Here is an 18,475-nt window from a genome sequence, read left to right as displayed (position 1 = left end):
GAGTCGCATAACATGATGCGAAGGGAAGTCATATGCTTCGGTTCAAAAGGAGGGTGAGCTAGTGAAGGCTTTGGTCACCGGGGGAGCTGGATTTATTGGTTCTCAGCTGGTACGTGCGCTTGCTGATTCGGACATCAGAGTACATGTGCTGGATAATCTGACGACCGGAAATATGGCAAATGTGGACCCGCGCGCGGTCATGCATATTGCGGATATTCGCAGCTCTGAAGCTAGGACGTTGCTGATTCGGGAAAGCCCGGATATTGTGTTTCACTTGGCCGCACAGGCTGATGTGCAGCAATCCATCCATCAACCCGATGAGGACGCGGATGTGAACGTGCTGGGGACGATTCATTTATTGCAGGCTTGTCATGAAGCCGGTGTGTCAAAATTCATATTTGCTTCCACATCTGGCGTATACGGAGAGCTGCAAAAGCAATGTATACAGGAAGACGATCCCGTGGAGCCCATTTCAGGCTACGGACTGTCCAAGCTGACCGCAGAATCGTATATTCGACTTTTTTATCGGCTGCACGGTATGAACTACACGATTTTGCGTTATGGAAATGTGTACGGTCCCGGTCAGGCCGCGAAGGGAGAGGGTGGTGTTGTCGCTCTTTTTATGGAGCGGCTGAAAAAAGGAAGCCCCTTGCTCATTCACGGCGATGGGACGCAAACTCGTGACTTTGTGTACGTCAAGGATGTAGTTCGAGCGAATATGGCGGCTATTCATGCAGCGGATCAACGCACAGTACATGTAAGTACGGGACGAACGACGTCCATCAATCGACTGGCCTACGATTTACTGAAGCTGCATGGTTCGTCTGTCCGCCCTGTGTATTCACCAGCGCGAGCTGGAGACATTCACCATAGCTGTCTTAGTAACGCAGTCGCCAGACATTGGCTTCGTTGGGAACCGCTATACGGCATTTCTGCCGGTTTACAGGAAACGTATGTGAGTAGTATGGGCTCAGGCAAAGAAGATATGTCGTGATAAAGAGCGCGCAACTCAAGAAAGAGACTGAGGGAATTCTCAGCCTCTTTTTCATTTGAATAGCAATTAGATGTTCTCGCCAGCCAGCTTAAAGGCTTGATCTAGGACAGCTGCACCGTTCCCTCTACCATAAGCCAACGTGTCAATGACATCTACTGGGATACCATAGGGAGCTGCAATTTCGGTGACTGCCTTTTTACGCATCCGCACTTGAGGTCCGAGCAAAATAGCAATCACGGAATCTGTAATGCCTTCCAGCTCTTCCTTGATGGTGCTTTCGGGGATGGCTTCGATGTTCAGCTCTATGGATCTTGCTGCTGCTTCTTTTTTCATTTTAGAAACCAAAATGGATGTCGACATACCCGCAGCACATGCCAAAATAATTTTTTTCATATTTGAGCGCCTCCAGAATTCATTTTTAACTACTTGTACTCTTCATCCAGATCAGCAATAAATGAGCGTTCTTTGATCGCGGCCTGATACCAGTAGCCGGATTTCTTCAAATGCCGACTTCGATCATTGTCCAGGTTAATTTCCACCAGTCCATAGCGATTTTTAAAAGCATTCATGGGAGAAACGTTGTCTGTAAAGGCCCACAGCATATAACCTGTACAGTTGGAGCCCGCTTCTACAGCTTGTAATGTGTAGTACAAATGCTCCGTTATAAAGTCAATACGATAGTCGTCCTGAATGATGTGTTCCTCATTTTTGAAAGCAGCTTCATTCTCAATACCCATACCATTTTCTGCGACAAACCACTCGATATTGTGATATTCGTTCTTGATACGCATTCCCATATCGTAAATGATTTTGGGATAAATCTCCCAGCCCCGTGACTTGTTCATTCTTTTACCCGGAAGATCAAAATGCCCATAGTAGTAAGAGGGGTGGAAGGGGGTGTTTTCGTTCCACGCTTTACTCTGCGCTTTGACCCGATGGGGATAATAGAGATTGATCCCGACGTAGTCAACGGTATTTTCCTTAATTACGGTCAGTTCTTCCGTTGTAGCTTCAAATGTAATATCATGCTTGCCCATGAGATCGAACAATTCTTGTGGGTACTCGCCTTTAATAAGCGGGTCCAGAAATACTCGATTGTAAAATAAATCATACACATGTGCCGCATACTGGTCATGAGGGGCGCTTGATCGGGCATAAGTGACTTCAGGATTCAGAATAACGCCTATTTTAGCCCCGTGCTGACTATAGTTTTTTGCTTTGAAAAGCTGTACGCACTTTGCGGTTGCCAGCGTTTTATTATAGTTCCATTGCATCCACTTCCGCGTATTTTGTTCATAGGGATAGCGAAGGGCATCTAGATAGACACGAGTCTGTACAACAATGGGCTCATTAAACGTAAACCAGTGCTTGACCCGATCGCCGTACCGTTCAAACACTTTTTCCGCATATTTTACAAATAACTCCACTACATGCTTGGAAGACCAGCCTTCATATTTATCCAGCAGGTAGGCAGGGACCTCATAGTGTTCCAGACAAATCATCGGCTCGACTCCGCTTGCAATCAGCTCATCAATGACCCGGCCCATATAATCCGCATACGTTTCATCCACCACTACATTCTCATAATCCGTTAAGAAGCGGGACCAATTAATAGAAGTACGATAATGGGTTAAGCCGATCTGCTTCATCAGCGCAATATCTTCGGTATAGCGATTATAAAAGTCGGTTGCAACCGCGGGCCCATATCCATTGTGCCAGACATAGCGGTCATTTTTGTACCATTGGTCCAGGAATGAGTCCTGACCTTCTTTTTTACCGCTCCATCCCTCTGTCTGCCAGGCGGAAGCCGCTGCACCCATGATGAAATTCGACGGAATTTGTATCGTATGTTTAGCCATGACATGTTTCTCCTTTTCATTGTATAAAGAATGCGTTTTCAATTAATTAGTGTATTTCTATAGTAGCGCATTATTCAGTCGTTCGCTTGTTGGCAATTTTGACGAACGGGAAATAAATGATAATCGCTACCACAATGCAAATGATCTGAGTGACGACAGCGCCAATGCTTCCACCTGTAGACAGGTAGGCATTAATAATAGGCGGAGTAGTCCATGGAACCATGACGACGGCTTTACCTGCAAATCCAAGCAACGTCGAGAAGTAACCAATCGTTCCTGTGATGAGCGGAGTAATAATGAAAGGGATAGCCATCAATGGATTCAACATAATCGGAAGTCCGAAAATGACAGGCTCATTAATATTAAACAGACCTGGGCCGAGCGAAAGCTTTGTTATTTCCTTCATATCTTCACGCTTGGAAGCGATCATAATACAAATCAAGAGGGCTAGCGTAATCCCTGAACCACCGATACTCATATATACGTCCCAGAAAGGCATCGTAATAATGTTCGGAATGGGCAGTCCTTGCTCATAAGCAGTCATGTTGACGGTAATCGCGCCAAGCAGCAGGGGTTCACGAATGGGCTTTACCATTTGGTTCCCGTGAATACCGATCACCCAGAAAATTTGCGCAACCAGCATCAGCACCAGTATACCTGGCAGTCCCTGTACTACGGTCTCCAGAGGTTTTTGCACCACATTATAGACAGCATCGTACAGATAGAGTCCCGTAAACTTATGAAAAAAGAATCCAAACATGGAGAAGACAGTCACCGTAATAATGGTAGGAATGAGTGCGGAGAATGAAACGGCCACATTGCTGGGAACACTTTCAGGCATTTTGATTTTTAGCTTGTCGGACTTACCCAGTTTGCTGTATAGCTCGACGGACAGGATGCTTATGAAAATCCCTAAAAACAAGCTCTTGGTATCCGTAAATTGACGGGCTATGACGTCTGTTACTTGTTGCATGTCACCGTTAACCATCAACTCTATCGTGGTTGGTGTCACAGAGATAAAACAGATTAAAGCAAGCAAACCGGGGAAAAGATTTTTCTCACCATTAATTTTTCCTAGCTCCAGACCAATCATGAAAACAGCCAGAATGGTAAGGATATTCAAGCTGGCATAGTTAATGCCTGAGAAAATCGGTTTGTACTCAGCCAGGAATGAGAATGGCCTAAAATGGGCCAAACCATTGACTGGGTCCATGACCATATTGGAAATCAGTACAGCAAAGGCCCCGACAATAATAACGGGCATCAATGTGATAAAAGCTGATTTGATCGCTATAATATATTTAAAATTGTTGATTGCATTTGCTACCGATGTGAGGCCGTCAACCAGTTTGTCTTTGAATGCCATGGGATAGCGTCCCTCCTCTACGATTTCGGTACGAATTGATCCATGCGTTCATACAGGTCTACAAACTCTGAGGCCATATCGCGAATGGTGAGTGCATTCATCAAATGATCTTGAGCATGTACCATCATGACAGACATCTCTGTTTTTTCACCCGCTGCTTCCTTACGGATGATTCTGGTTTGAATCTTGTGGGAGGACACCAGTTCTTTTTTTGCTGAGGCTAATTCTTCTTTGGCTTCACGAAATTTCCCCGCCTTTGCAAGCTCAATCGCCTCCATGGCGGAGCTGCGTGCATTCCCTGCGTATAATATAATTTGGAATACAATCTCTGTATCATCCATGTCCTCCATGTTCACGTCGTGCTCTGTAGATTCATCATGATTCACGTGATCCTCTCTCCTTTCAATCATCTCGTTCGTATGGCTATTATAATTTGGAATCGCTTTCAACATAACACACATTATTTCCTCTTCTTAACGGAAATCAATCGTTCTTCATACTCCTTATGTTCAACTATTTTTATGCAACACTTCTATGAATTCTGTATACGTTTTGCAGCGAATAAGCTGCTGGACGAGCTGTTCATTATTTAAAATTTCAAGCAAGATATGATACATAGTCTGTAAATCTTCTGATTTCGTACGCTGTATACAGAGCATACAAATAAACTGTACCGGCTTGCCATCCCAATCGATTGCTTTTTGTAATGTACAGATGGCCCAAAATGTGGAATCTGCGAAAGGTTCCATCGGATGCGGGATCGCGACCAAGTTGCCAAATGAAGTGGGGGAAACGGCTTCACGCTCTATCACGGATTGCAGTAGAGGGCCTTTTACAAGATCTGCTTCGTGTATTTTTTCGGCTATAAATTCAAGCACTTGGAGTTTGTTCTCAAACTTCTGCTGAAGGAAGACCAATTTTTTTCGTACATACTGCACAGCAGGAAGTCTGACCTCAGAAATGGCTTGTTCAATTTTAGTAATATCAGAACTGCCCAAAAATGTATTCACATGGATCATAGGGATAGAAAGCGGTTCTGAAATGGGGATCGTGCTAATGACAAAGTCCAGTGTATCCAACGGCATTTGTTTCAGCTTATAAAGTTCAGTGGTTCCCACGATATCCAACCTTGAACCGAAGACCGATTGAAGCTTATAATACAGCAGCTTAGCACTGCCGAGTCCAGAAGCACATACGATCATACATCTTTTGGGTGCATCCTCCATTTTCTTTCTTTCCATCGCGACTCCGATATGAATGGCTAAATATCCAATTTCATTTTCCTCGATGTGTATATGAAGCCGCTGCTTGATGACCTCCGCAGCAATGATACCTGCTTCAAAGGCAAGCGGGTAATTGGCTTTGATTTCATCCAGCATAGGATTACGCAAATTCATTCCGTATTGATAACGGTTGATCACTGGTTTGAGGTGAAGGCAAAATGCAATCAGCAATTCTTGATCGTGTTGAATGTTCATCTTCAACTGCTGATCAATTTGGTCTAGTATTTCGATAGTCAGTTCGTAGATATCTTTATCAATGATCTTTTTAATCTCCACTTCATCCATACGTGCACTAACGACGGTCCTTACACCCAACAGGTGAACAGCAATGTACGCAACTTCAACAAGTGGAAAGGAGGGCTTCATGTTTTGTTCCAAGGCGGATACGATCTCAGTCGCCACCCTAAACTCTTTTTGCGCTTCGATTTTTTTCATCTCTTGCGGATAATACGACACATACCTTTCTTCACGAATTCGCTTACATGCTATAGCAATATGAATGACCAGATTGTTCAGGGCAATGTCCGATAACTGAATATCATGGATCTCAATACGATCCAGAATCACTTCTCTTATGAATTCCATCTCTTCGTTAGAGATCAGAGAAGGGTGGGACATCTGCTGCTCGCCTATTTCATCTGTCCTACTGAATATATAGTCGGAAATGCAATAACGCAGCTTGGCCTCATTCCCTTTGACTCGAATACCATGATAGGGTTTATTCTCCAGAGATAGTCCGTAAGTTGCCAGCAGCTTGCGCAGTTCTTTGAGGTCATTCTGTAAAGTGGATCGACTAACATACAGGATCTCGGCTAAATCATCAAGTTTGACATATGCATTGGTAAGCAATAGCTTTTTCATTAAAAAACGATTTCTAGCTTCAGAAGAACTCGCTAATGGATAGGGCCCATTATTTTCATCATCCTTTAATTGCTTCAGCAGATGATGAAATGCTTGTTCGTCCCGAATCTCTAACTTGTAGCCTGTTCCTTTAAGGGGTTTAACTGCTGCTCCATGCTTTGACAACAGCGCACCCAATTCCTTTAAATCCGTTCGTATCGTTCGAGAAGATACCTTCAATGCATTTGCCAAGTGTGCTCCTTTGACCATCTGTTCAGCAACCAATATACGAAGAATATCAAAAATACGCACAACGAGCCCCCTCTCTTAGCTGTTTCTGATGAACAGTATACAACGGTTAGAGCGTAACCAAAAGAAGGGTTGACAACAGCGTGAATCCTAGATGATCTTGACACACTCGCAGATTCGGCGATATAGTAGATACAATAGGTCTTTGATTGAGGTGTAGTTATGAAATTTACAAAAGCAACGAATTATGCTCTGCACACTATGCTCATGCTCGTTACTGATTCGTCGGTTAAGCCGGTAGGTGTTCAGCAACTGGCTGAATCCCAAAATGTTTCACCAACTTATCTTTCAAAAATTTTGACGAGGCTTGTGAAGGCTGGAATGATCGAATCCGTTTCTGGAGCCAATGGAGGTTATCGCCTATCCCGTCATAAAGATGATATTACTTTTTTGGATATTATCCATGCCATTGAAGGTACGAATTCTTTGTTTGAATGTGATTTCGTCCACGGTTCTGAGTGCCTGATTCAAGCTGTAATGAGGGAAGCAGAGGAGAAAATGGAACGACATCTAAAAAATACGAAATTGGTCGATTTGGCGCAAAAGCAAGCACAAGTGTAAAGTGAGCGATTTTATATAGAAAGAGGGTGGTTGCCAGTTATGTAAAACGGTGTTTTTTTGGTTCTATCGCAGACATAAAGAGTCTTTAATATCTTTTAAAAGGAGTTGGGTGTTATGCTATACGATTGCGCTATTATTGGCGGAGGGCCTGCTGGGTTGAATGCAGCCCTCGTGCTGGGCAGGGCAAGGAGAAGTGTGGCCTTGATTGATAATAATCGGCCCAGAAATGCGGTTACGCATGCGTCGCACGGTTTTATTACAAGAGATGGCGTAACGCCATCTGAGTTCCGCCGTGTAGCTTATGAGGAAGTGCTGCGTTATCCGTCTGTTCATCATTTGCAAACCGAGGTTGTTTCGATTATGAAAAACGTATCCGGATTTGAGGGGTTTGATTCGTCAGGCCTTCGCGTTCAAGCGCGAAAATTGATATTAGCGACGGGCGTGAAGGAGATATTCCCCAAGATCGAAGGTTTTTATCCGTTATACGGGAAAAGTTTGTTTAATTGCCCTTATTGCGACGGTTGGGAGCTGCGGGATCAACCGCTTGTCCTTGTCTCTGAATCGGCGGCTATATTTCATACAGCCAAACTACTCCTTAATTGGAGCAAGGATTTGATCGTCTGTACGAACGGTCATGCATCCCTGTCGGACGAGCAAAAAGAACGGCTTCAATCCAAGGGGATAGTAGTAATAGAGCAACCTGTTGCGGCGTTCATCGGCCACAATGGAAAGCTTGAGCACGTGCGCTTTACGGATGGCACTCAAGTCCCGAGGATCGGCGGCTTCGTGACTCCCCAGTTTGTACAAAGTGCACCGTTTGGAGAACATTTGGGCTGTGAAAGAACGGAGTCGGGCGGGATCAAGACGGATGAAGCGGGGAGAACCTCCATACCTGGTGTATATGCTGCTGGGGATTCATCGTACTTCATGCCTTCTCAGTTGATTTTTGCCGCGGCCGACGGCAGTCGAACTGCTGCGAGCGTAAATATGGATTTGACAGAGGAAGATTTCAACGAATGACGAGAAATTGGAAATGTCCAATATGGAATCCGATAATAGAAAAGGCCGCCAATATGGCGGCTTTATTCTAAAATCATAGAGAGAGTAAGCAATAATGAACCAATGATCATAGGTCATTCTGTGACTAAACAAGACCTTCTTTCAATAACCTCTGTATTCACAAGAACCTGAGTATGATGCCCCTGATGATGGTTAAGCCTCTCCATAAGCAAGTTTACAGCCGTTCGGGCCAAAATATCCTTTTTCACATGAATGGTTGTGAGTTCCGGGCTAATGACCTTCGCTTCATGTATATTATCAAAGCCCATGATGGAAATTTGTTCAGGCACTCGAATGTTCATTTCCTGAAACGTTTTAATGGCACTGATCGCCATATAATCATTTTCGCAAAATAGGGCCGAAGGTAGCTCGTCCAATTCATGAATAGCTGTTCTAAATGCGTCCTGTGACATCACAAGCATGGGATGCATATCAAATGTAAGCCCATTTTCTATGGAAAGATTGTGCTCCTCTAAAGCCGCCATAAACCCTTCCTTTCGTTTTTTAAAGTTCAGAATTCTGGTACTGGATTGTACGTATCCTATCTTTCTGTGTCCTGACTGAATTAAATATTGGCCTGCCTGATACCCACCGAGATAGTTATTAATAGATACGAAACTGGCATCGACGTGTTCAAAGCAAGTATCCAAAATAACAATATTGGAATGAATGGATTGTATGGAATGAATAATCTCGGAAGTTAAATTGGTGCCAAGTAGAAGTATGCCTGAAGAGGGCTGATCTTTTTCCAAAGTAGATAATTCTTCTTCGAGGCTATGGCTATCAAAAGACGAAAAAATCAAGGTGTTTCCATGTTCTCTCACCTGATTGGTAATATGATGAATTAATTCGTTAAAAAATGGAAGTGAATCATAGTGCTCTGTTACGATGTCTGTATTTTTACAGGCCACAAAACGAATCACATGATGATTTTTAATGGCTTCCTTGTTTGTCTTCATGGTGCGTGGTTTATATCCATGCTCTTGGGCTATTTTTAGAATGTGCTCCTTGGTTTCTTCACTGACTCCGGGTTTGTTATTAAAAGCAAGAGAAACAGCAGATTTAGAAACACCTGCAAGCCTTGCAATATCATCAATTTTCAATGTGGAACCCCCTATTGAACTAAACTACATAAATTATATCATTACTCAGCAAGAAAGTTTAGCTCATAAACTAAACTAAACTAAATAACTAAAAGTAAAAATTTGTTGACCTTTTATAATTTATAATGTTAATATTCAAGTGTAAAGCGCTCTAATTTAGTTTATTTCACGTAAAAAACACATAAGTTTAGTTTTTTATTTAGTTTTGTTTAGAGAATTTTGCGCATACAGCAAGAGAGGAACGGTGATTCATTTGAGTTTAAACATGGCTGAAAATCAAAGAAGTTTTACCAAAGAGGAAAAACCTTTTTTTTATTTGGCAGATACGGTGTGGAGTGTATTTACCAACGCGACGATAGAGGAGTGGAGCGATTATCTTGACTATCGGAAGATGCAAGGTTTCAATGTGTTGCAAATCAACATACTCCGACAATGGGACGCAAGTGAATCGGATCTGAATCTACAGCCGTTTGCATTAATGGAAAATGGGGATTTCGACTACCATACATTAAACGAAGCTTATTTTGACCGGGCAGAAATCATGTTGAAGATGGCTACAGAGCGTGGATTTGTTCCAGCACTGGTTCTGTTGTGGTGTAACTATGTGCCGGATACATGGGCTGAGATGTTCCAAAAAGGTAATAAAATGCCGTTTGAATGCGTTGAACCCTATGTAACGTACGTGGTAAACCGTTTTTCTCCATTTGATCCTATTTTTCTGATTAGCGGGGATAGTGATTTTCCGACCGAACGTGCCAATTCCTATTATTTAAAAGCACTGGATATTGTACAACAATTAAGCCCTGCAAGCTTAACTACGCTGCATATTCAAGGAAGATTGAGAGAAATTCCTCCAGCCTTTGAGAAACACCAGGGTCTTGGATTCTATATGTATCAATCAGGACATAATTCCGAGTTCCAACATGTAGCCCATGAGATTGCTCAACATTTCTATTATAAGCCGGATATACGGCCTGTCATTAATGGAGAGCCATGTTATGAACAAATTAGTTACAGCCGCAATGTGTATGGCAGATACACAGCACTGGATGCCAGAAAAGCGGCATGGCAAAGCCTCCTTGCAGGCGGGGGTGCGGGCATTACCTACGGAGCGCATGGCATTTGGAGCTGGCACAAGAAAGGAAAGAAATTCGGCATTGTAGAAGGGGAAGGATTCGATAGTCCCTATGATTGGAGAACTGCATTGCAATTTGAGGGCGCATGGGATTATTCCTTTATTAAATATCTGTTTGAAATGTACAACCTGATTGGCGTAAAGCCGTTGGATATTGTTTTAAACAAGACAGAGGAAATCAGAGCTGCGGGGAACGAGAATACCATTGTGTTGTATGTCCCGGTTAACACAAAGGTACGACTAAGTATCAACGTGCAGGAATACAAGTTTACAACGATTGATTTAGCCGGGAAGCGGTTTGCTCAAACCGACGTGTCCGTCCAAAAGGATCAATCGGTGCTAGACATGCACAGCTTTGAAAGTGATGTTGTAATCATCGGAACGAAATAAAAACAGAGAAGAATGTGGATGGAGTGAAGCAACATGTGGAAAATCGGCGTTATTGGAACGGGATATTGGTCGGAGAAACATATCAAAGCATGGCAGTTTATCTCGGATGCAGAAATCAAAGGATTTTGTGATCGAAATAAAGGCTTACTTTTTGAAAAAGCAGATCAATTCCATGTCCCTACTGAATATTGTTATACCAGCCTGGAGGAGATGCTAAGCGAAGCGGATATTGATGTCGTGGACATCATTACACCTCCTGAGACACATCTGGAACTGGTTCGACTGGCGGCCGCAGCCGGAAAACATATTATGTGCCAAAAACCTTTTGCCCGTTCTGTTGAGGAAGCTGAGCAGATAGTAAGTATTGCTGAAGCAGCAGGAGTCAGACTTATGGTGACAGAAAATTGGCGTTGGCTTGAACCTTTTCAAATTATAAAAAAATTGCTGGCAGAGAATATCGTTGGAAATATGAATGTTATACGTTATACGCATACCGATTTTTATTCACCGAGGTTTGCTCCGGAAAAAGAGCTGCCGCAGCCATTTTTCAGAGATATGCCCAAGCTTTTGTTTTATGAAATGGGAGTTCATTGGCTGGATACTTGGCGTTTCTTATTCGGTGAACCTCGGCGTTTGTATGCGGAAACCAAGCGGGTCAGTCCATACACACAAGGAGAAGACACGGGCATTATCATGTTAGGTTATGAACATTATTTCGGTCTTATGGACATGAGCTGGGCGACTCGCAGGGAACTGGATGGGCAGCTGTCGGAACAGGTTCTTCCCGATCATAAAGAACAACTGGTGATTGAAGGCGATGAGGCTACCCTAAAGCTGTACAACACAGGTAAATTATGTCTCATTAATAATCAGGGAGTCGAAAAAGTATTGGTTGAAAAGACTGAATTAAACTATGAGGAAAGCCATAAAAAGCTACAGGCTCATTTTATAGATTGCCTCAACACGGGAAAAGAATTTCAAACGAGTGGTCACGACAATATCAAGACCCTACAGCTTGTATTCGACACCTATGACAGCGCAGAAAATCATAAAGTTCATGTGTATTAAGAGGCAACAGGATGTCCATTAACGATATTGTGATGTATGTTATCGCTCTTTTTTTAGTGTTGGGTGCATTGGATCAATGTTTGGGAAATCGCTGGGGTTTGGGACAAGCCTTCAACAATGGGTTTATGACCATGGGCTCTCTTGCTCTGGTCATGATAGGGATTGTTTCCTTGGCCCCTGTACTGGCCGCGTGGTTGATCCCCATTGTTTCACCGTTATATGTGGCAATGGGTGCCGATCCGGCATCCTTTGCTAATACGATATTGGCGGTAGATATGGGGGGATACGCACTTGCGGCAGAAATGGCGCACAGCCAGCAAGCGGGCGTGTTTTCATGGGTTTTTCTAGGGACCATGTTTGGCCCAACGCTCGTATTTACGATTCCGGTTGCCCTCGGCATTTTGGAAAAAGGGGATCATCCATATTTTGCAAAAGGTATCTTGATCGGTATTAGTACCATTCCCGTTGGCTGTTTCATAGGGGGAATGATCGCCGGATTTGACGTGATTATGATTTTAAAAAATCTGATCATTCCCATGCTTCTTTCAATAATCATTATGCTGGGTTTACGTCTATTTACGGAGTATACGATCCGATGGTTCAAGTGGTTTGGTAACGGCATTAGGCTTCTATCCCTTGTCGGTTTGGCAGCGATTGGGGTCGAAACCTTAACTGGATTTGTGATTATTCCCAATATGGCTCCGTTGTCTGTCGGTGTGCAAACGGTTGGAACGATTGCTATTGTATTGGCTGGTGCGTTTCCGTTGGTTGCTTGGATTACAAAAATATTTAAAAATCCGCTTCAACGGGCAGGACGTTTGCTAAACATAGATCCATCGGCTACTGCGGGTCTTGTGGCTAGTCTTGCTCATAATATTCCTACCTTCACTTTAGTTAAAGAGATGGAGCCCAGAGGAAAAGTGATCAGTATTGCCTTTGCTGTCAGTGGATCTTTCGTTCTCGGAGGACATCTTGGCTTTGTAGCTGGAATGGACAAGAATATGGTGATTGCCATGATCGTGGGAAAACTTACAGGCGGGATTAGTGCCGTAATTGTCGCAGTTATTGCACATCCAGCTACTACGAATAGAAAAATAGAAAGCGCATCCAAGAAGGAGTGAACATGATGGATCATAAAAAAACAGCCAAAGAAGTGTTGAGAGCCGTGGGCGGAAATGAAAATGTGAACAGTGTCATTCACTGTGTCACTCGATTGAGATTCAAACTGAAGGATAATCAATTGCCAGATAAAGAAAAGATCAAGCAGATTGACGGTGTCATTACCGTTGTAGAAAGTGGTGGCCAATTTCAGGTGGTCATCGGGAATGAGGTTCCCAAAGTATATGAAGCTCTTTTGGATACAATGGGAGTAAAGCATGGAGATCAGATGGTTGAAGACGATCAAAAAAATGAAAAAGCGAGCCTATTCAGTCGATTTGTCGATGTCATTTCAGGTGTGTTCATGCCCGTTGTGGGTGTGCTCGCTGCTGTGGGGATTCTAAAAGGACTATTGGCCTTATGCACATCCCTGGGCTGGATGACGGATCAGATGGGCACGTATAAAATTTTATATGCGACAGCGGACGCTATGTTTTATTTCTTTCCGGTTATTCTAGGGTTTTCAGCAGGTAAAAAGTTTGGAGGAAACCCGTACCTGTCCGCTGTTTTGGGGGCCGCCTTGGTGTATCCGACCATTACTTCGGCCTTTACGGATAAAACGGCGCTGTCCTTTTTGACCATACCTGTCGTTCTAATTAATTATACTTCTTCTGTTATACCTATCATTATTGGGGCGTTCTTGGCAGCTAAGGTCGAAAAAATGATAAGCAAGTTTGCACCTGCTTCCATTAAAATGTTCATTGTTCCTTTTCTGACCTTGGTCATCATATCACCGATTGTTTTTCTGGTTGTCGGACCGATCGCAACTATTATCAGCGATGGGTTAGCCAAAGGCTCTATGTGGATTTACCAGTTAAGTCCGGCTGTAGCTGGTCTCGTTCTGGCCGGATTCTGGCAGGCTATTATTATCTTTGGTCTCCATTGGGCGTTTATTCCAATTCTCTTGAATAATGTAGTTACGAACGGGTTTGATCCGATTAACGGTATGTTGTTCTGTACTACGTTTGCCCAAACAGGTGCAGCTTTTGCCATTGCTTTGAAATCACGGGACCCTAAATTAAAACCCATCGCCACTTCTGCCACAATTGCGGGTTTGATGGGGGTTACTGAACCAGCTATTTACGGGGTTACGCTCCCCACCAAAAAACCGTTTATTTTAGCCTCGATTGCTGGAGGTATAGGAGGAGCTGCAGCAGGCTTACTCGGCTCAACGGCATATGGATTTGCCTCAGGCGGTATTTTTGGTATACCTCTATTCATTAATCCAAAAGGCATGGATGCAGGCTTCATCGGCTTTATTATATCTTTGGTTGTAGCTTTTGTAGTCGCATTTATTCTGACCTATCTTATCGGTTATAAAAATGCACAATCTGCGTCTGAAATTAAGGTTGCAGATGAAAACAAAGAAGAAGAAAAAACGATATTCAGTCCTCTACATGGTCAATTGATTCCTTTAACCACAGTGAAAGATGAAGCTTTCTCCAGTGGTGCGATGGGTCAGGGAGCCGCAATTATCCCCCGAGAAGGAGTAGCTTACGCACCTTTTAACGGAACTGTTGTTACCGTTTTCAAAACAAAACATGCGATTGGACTGATCTCTGAGGATGGAGTTGAACTGCTCATTCACATTGGAATTAATACGGTCAGCTTGAAGGGAAAACATTTCACTTCCTTTGTGTCTGAAGGAGATACGATTCAAAAAGGGGACAAGCTGGTTGAATTCGATCCCAAAGCTATAGAGGATGACGGATATGATATTACCACATCCGTCATTGTAACCAATACAGCCGTGTACACGGATATTTTAGTTGAAGATTCCAAGGATATTCATGCAGGAGACCGCTTACTAAAGATTAGATAGATTCCAATTCCAATATTCAATAATAAAAAAGGCAAGATAAAGCTGACGATGCCCCGTATATAAAAAGGGTTGTCGTCAGCTTTTTTTTTAATTACCTCACACCTAGCGTGTTCATCATCTGTCTGAAGGAACGCACATATTTATCCGGTGCCAACAGGTTAACGATTCGCGCCAGTCCTTTCTTGCGGATAGATTCGCGTTGAGGTACGTTGTTCATCAGGTCTAGTCCTTGCAGTATCGCCTGCAAGATGTCCCCCTGCTGATAAAATTTACCGGTTTCGTTGTGGTCAATGAATGCTCGTACTCCGTCTGAATCAGAGCTTAATACCGGGCAACGACAGGCCATCGCCTCAGCAACTGCATAGCCGAATCCCTCCACCAATGAGGTCGATAGCAAGTAGCCGCCTGAGTCGCCAATCATGGAGTAATACAGGGGCATATTGGCATGAGGTACGCTTTTAAAACGCTCGATAATGGAGGACATGCCAAGCTGAGTAAGCATTTTTTCGAATTGTATTTTATCCTCCGGCTGTGACAATGTTTCATCATAAAACATCCAGATTCGAAGATCCGCACGGTTTTGCAGCATCCAGTAAGAAATATCGACAAAATGCCTCCAGTTCTTGTTGGGCTCTAGCCGTCCAACCCAGGCAATAACCGGATTAGTTGGAGGAGTGTTAGGTACATAATTAAATACGCTGGTATCCAGCACGTTTGGAAACACATAGCGATTAAGCCATGGACACATGGTGGAGAAAAGATTCACTAAATGAGTCGTATCTGGTAGGAGCACTGCATCGGCGTAATTTTGAAGATACGGAACTGCATCTGCAACAACCCAAGCCGCTTCTTCGTGAGGGCCAAAGCCCTGCGATTCATAGATCAATATCCCCTGATAGCCCAACATTCGCAATCTGGGGAGCATAGGGTAGTCCGAAGAGACGATAATTGCATCGTAGCGATGAGTCTCCACCAGCTTTCGAATTTCTTCTTCAGAGGAAGTCGTGAACACTGGAATATCGCCGTGCAGGTTTTGCATCCCTGTACCCTGCTGATAATAGAGAAGATGACATTCGATCCCGTCCTGAATGAGCGCTTTACAACGCTGGCGGTTCAAGGTTTCTACGCCGCCGCTGGGTATATAAAAAGTAAATAGAACTTTGATCTCAATAACCTCCTTTGCCAACCACAAGCTTTAATACCAAGTTATTCAACCAACAGGACGGGGTGTGGGTTTCTATGGAAGCCTGGATTGAATTAGCGCATAATTATGACTGAGGCGAGAATCTTCCGGGGAGCGTTCTGTTGCTTCTTTCGCAAATTCACATGCTTTGTGTAAAAGGCCTAACTCGTAGCAAGCGAGGGCACCAAGATCATACAGCGTGGCGTCCCAGCAAAAATCCTCTTGCATGTACGTATCCGGTCGTGTAGAAATTTGCAGCGCTTCTTCAACCATATGATAGACGGCGGGCCAGTTCCGCGTATGATAGGCCAGCTGAGCCATTTCCGTGTAAGGTTCACGTAAATACGGTGCTTCCGCAATAGCCCGGTATAACCAACGTGTTGCCTCTTGCCATTGTTCACTTGCTTTATAGGCTCTAGAAATAAAGCGCATCGAAGCACTGCGTTCATCTGCCCAGCGTGCCTGCGGCATGGCAAGATGTTGTTGCAGCGTAGCAATGCACTCGTCCCAACGGCCATGATACATATATTCCCGCCCCAAGTAATGCATGTTGCGGTCATCCTCGGGAAACTCGCGCACAGACTGCTCCAGCAGTGGAAGGTATTGGCTGCGGGACTTGTGCGGATCGGGATCATGATACAAGCGGAGCTGGTCTGATCGGATGTTGCGTTCTTTACCCTCTCCGATATATTCAAGCACCTCGTGAACTGGGCGTACCCAGCGGTACCCGTGACGAGTGTGTATTTTTTCTTTCCAGAACCATGTATAAACGGTATCTTGCCCAGGCTGTCCATGTGTAAAGGCATATAGCATCCGGGTAGTTCCTTCCTTCCAGTTGCGTTCCAGCCGCGACCGCCAACCCTCCTCCCAGACTTCGTCCAGATCCGTACAGACACAAATATCTATATCATCAGGGACCAGCCGTAGGGACTCATTGCGAGCTTTGTCAAAACGCCAAGGAGTTACCTCTATACGATGCACCTCTGCACCCGCTTCGTGTAGCAGGGAAACAGTATCGTCTGTAGAGCCGGTGTCCGCTACAATGACAACATCGGCTTCACGCATGGTGTGCATCCAGCGTTTGGCGAATCGGGCTTCATTTTTGCTAATGGCATAGACAGCTATTTTGTACCGATTCGATTGTTGCATTCCGCTTGCTCCTCCTTTGACTTACTTAAAGATTAAGGGGTGAGTGTGTGGGACATTTTTATTGGGGAGGATTCAGGATTGGGCTGAAGAACTGTCGATTATGCAGGACGTACGGGTCGTTGGGAATGTAAATGGCAGCTTGCTCGTTGTGCCAATTCGCACGTGTGTAATCCTTCATCCGAAAATGGCAAATGCATAGCTGGATATGAGGAAACCACGTTTGGTACGCGTCTTGTACCGGGCCCATCGTGTCGGGAGGATTCAGAGTGGTAGCCATGTCGTACCAGTAAATAGCTTTGGAGATCTCATTTTTATGCAAAAAATAATGACCCATCCGACAGCACAGATCAGCCCTGGGCGTATCGAAGGTCAAACTATGGAGAGCCGCCGTAATGCTTTGCTCCAGCTTGCCAAGCTGTTGTAGACAATCAGCCATTTTGCTACATGCACTAATCGCGTCCTCTGCCCAGCATTGTCCAGTATACAGAAAATCCTGGTAAACCTGCACAGCCTGCTCATATCTTTTATTGTCTCTTAACTCGTTAGCGTAATAGTAGAGGTCACGAGGAGAGAAGGCATGACCTTGGGCGAGCAATTTCTCATAGATTCGCAGGTTTCGTCCTGGAGAGACCGTGTGTGTTCTAGTGTGAGTTATGGCGATATCGGCATGTTGAATATTCCCGTTTACGGCGAGGTACTCATGCACGGCTCCGTGCCAACGGAACCCGGCTGACCTTCTAACTAAGCGGTTTCGACGAAAATGTAGGGTGACATTGCCATGATCATCAAAGGCATAATGATAATTCATAGACACGGAATCCACGATTGGTGTGGCTGAGGAATCAAGGGTTTGCTTCAGCTCAAGCAGCTTGACGGCGTCCTGTTCCTTCAAAATATCATCGGCATCCAGCCAGAGAATGTATTCCTGCGTAGCTTGTTCAAACGAATAGTTACGTGCAAGGGCAAAATGATCTACCCATTCAAATGGAAAAATTCGATCTGTAAAGTTGCGACATATGTCAATGGTCTGATCCTGTGAACCCGTGTCCACGATGTTGATTTCATCCACAATAGGATGGATCGATTCCAGGCAACTGCCAATAGTATTTTGGTCATTTTTGACGATCATGCACAGGCTGATACTGATCAATTGAGTACCACTCCTTTGGGAACCTTCTAAGGATTCAGGTCGAACA

General features: G+C 44.1%; 16 protein-coding genes. 7 read left to right on the top strand and 9 right to left on the bottom strand.

The window, feature by feature from the left end; all coding sequences use genetic code 11:
• Positions 1–61: 61 nt before the first annotated feature.
• On the top strand, positions 62–994 hold the full coding sequence (locus MHH57_RS19820) for an NAD-dependent epimerase/dehydratase family protein (RefSeq protein WP_209949729.1): 933 nt from the start codon (positions 62–64) through the stop codon (positions 992–994).
• A gap of 66 nt (positions 995–1,060) precedes the next feature.
• Here the strand turns inward: MHH57_RS19820 and MHH57_RS19815 are convergent, their stop codons facing one another.
• The 5 genes from MHH57_RS19815 to MHH57_RS19795 all read right to left on the bottom strand — a co-directional run bounded on the left by MHH57_RS19815 (position 1,061) and on the right by MHH57_RS19795 (position 6,654).
• A complete protein-coding gene (locus tag MHH57_RS19815) occupies positions 1,061–1,387 on the bottom strand; it encodes a PTS sugar transporter subunit IIB (RefSeq protein ID WP_039272650.1) in 327 nt (108 codons plus the stop codon).
• Positions 1,388–1,416: 29 nt separating this feature from the next.
• The gene (locus MHH57_RS19810) at positions 1,417–2,853 is read right to left on the bottom strand and encodes a glycoside hydrolase family 1 protein (protein WP_342434438.1); all 1,437 of its coding nucleotides are present in this window, start codon (positions 2,851–2,853) and stop codon (positions 1,417–1,419) included.
• Positions 2,854–2,923: 70 nt separating this feature from the next.
• Positions 2,924–4,219, bottom strand: coding sequence for a PTS transporter subunit EIIC (locus MHH57_RS19805; protein WP_342434437.1), 1,296 nt, complete (start codon positions 4,217–4,219; stop codon positions 2,924–2,926).
• Between the two features lie 17 nt (positions 4,220–4,236).
• Positions 4,237–4,605 carry a PTS lactose/cellobiose transporter subunit IIA gene (locus MHH57_RS19800; protein ID WP_029518301.1) on the bottom strand — a complete coding sequence of 123 codons (369 nt, stop codon included), beginning with the start codon at positions 4,603–4,605 and terminating at the stop codon, positions 4,237–4,239.
• 123 nt (positions 4,606–4,728) lie between these two features.
• On the bottom strand, positions 4,729–6,654 hold the full coding sequence (locus tag MHH57_RS19795; RefSeq protein WP_081317619.1) for a BglG family transcription antiterminator: 1,926 nt from the start codon (positions 6,652–6,654) through the stop codon (positions 4,729–4,731).
• A gap of 159 nt (positions 6,655–6,813) precedes the next feature.
• Here MHH57_RS19795 and MHH57_RS19790 point away from each other — a divergent pair, with 159 nt between their 5' ends.
• Complete coding sequence (locus MHH57_RS19790; protein ID WP_029518303.1) at positions 6,814–7,212, top strand: RrF2 family transcriptional regulator; 399 nt, start codon at positions 6,814–6,816, stop codon at positions 7,210–7,212.
• Positions 7,213–7,326: 114 nt separating this feature from the next.
• A complete protein-coding gene (locus tag MHH57_RS19785) occupies positions 7,327–8,232 on the top strand; it encodes an NAD(P)/FAD-dependent oxidoreductase (protein WP_029518304.1) in 906 nt (301 codons plus the stop codon).
• A 113-nt stretch (positions 8,233–8,345) separates the two neighbouring features.
• Here MHH57_RS19785 and MHH57_RS19780 read toward each other — a convergent pair whose 3' ends face one another.
• The gene (locus MHH57_RS19780; RefSeq protein ID WP_029518305.1) at positions 8,346–9,374 is read right to left on the bottom strand and encodes a LacI family DNA-binding transcriptional regulator; all 1,029 of its coding nucleotides are present in this window, start codon (positions 9,372–9,374) and stop codon (positions 8,346–8,348) included.
• A 244-nt stretch (positions 9,375–9,618) separates the two neighbouring features.
• On the opposite strand from MHH57_RS19780, the gene MHH57_RS19775 reads away from it, so the two are divergent.
• From MHH57_RS19775 to MHH57_RS19760, 4 genes are read left to right on the top strand one after another with little or no spacing between them, the layout of a single operon-like run.
• The gene (locus MHH57_RS19775) at positions 9,619–10,899 is read left to right on the top strand and encodes a DUF4038 domain-containing protein (protein WP_069012657.1); all 1,281 of its coding nucleotides are present in this window, start codon (positions 9,619–9,621) and stop codon (positions 10,897–10,899) included.
• Between the two features lie 33 nt (positions 10,900–10,932).
• Positions 10,933–11,967 (top strand): Gfo/Idh/MocA family oxidoreductase, encoded by a 1,035-nt coding sequence (locus tag MHH57_RS19770; protein ID WP_029518307.1) that lies wholly within the window; start codon positions 10,933–10,935, stop codon positions 11,965–11,967.
• 11 nt (positions 11,968–11,978) lie between these two features.
• Entirely contained in the window at positions 11,979–13,088 is a 1,110-nt protein-coding gene (eutH, locus tag MHH57_RS19765; RefSeq protein WP_029518308.1) for an ethanolamine utilization protein EutH, read from the top strand.
• Between the two features lie 5 nt (positions 13,089–13,093).
• Positions 13,094–14,947: a beta-glucoside-specific PTS transporter subunit IIABC gene (locus tag MHH57_RS19760; protein ID WP_069012668.1), complete on the top strand. Its 1,854-nt coding sequence runs from the start codon at positions 13,094–13,096 to the stop codon at positions 14,945–14,947.
• A 91-nt stretch (positions 14,948–15,038) separates the two neighbouring features.
• Here the strand turns inward: MHH57_RS19760 and MHH57_RS19755 are convergent, their stop codons facing one another.
• The 3 genes from MHH57_RS19755 to MHH57_RS19745 are packed head-to-tail and all read right to left on the bottom strand — an operon-like array spanning position 15,039 to position 18,429.
• Complete coding sequence (locus tag MHH57_RS19755; protein ID WP_029518310.1) at positions 15,039–16,133, bottom strand: glycosyltransferase family 4 protein; 1,095 nt, start codon at positions 16,131–16,133, stop codon at positions 15,039–15,041.
• A gap of 51 nt (positions 16,134–16,184) precedes the next feature.
• Positions 16,185–17,279 (bottom strand): glycosyltransferase, encoded by a 1,095-nt coding sequence (locus tag MHH57_RS19750; protein ID WP_069012658.1) that lies wholly within the window; start codon positions 17,277–17,279, stop codon positions 16,185–16,187.
• Between the two features lie 58 nt (positions 17,280–17,337).
• Positions 17,338–18,429: a glycosyltransferase gene (locus tag MHH57_RS19745; protein WP_341039949.1), complete on the bottom strand. Its 1,092-nt coding sequence runs from the start codon at positions 18,427–18,429 to the stop codon at positions 17,338–17,340.
• Between the last annotated feature and the right edge of the window lie 46 nt (positions 18,430–18,475).

Source organism: Paenibacillus sp. FSL H7-0442 (genome assembly GCF_038593105.1).
GTDB classification, from domain to species: Bacteria; Bacillota; Bacilli; order Paenibacillales; family Paenibacillaceae; genus Paenibacillus; species Paenibacillus polymyxa_D.
This window is presented reverse-complemented; position numbering and strand designations above follow the sequence as displayed.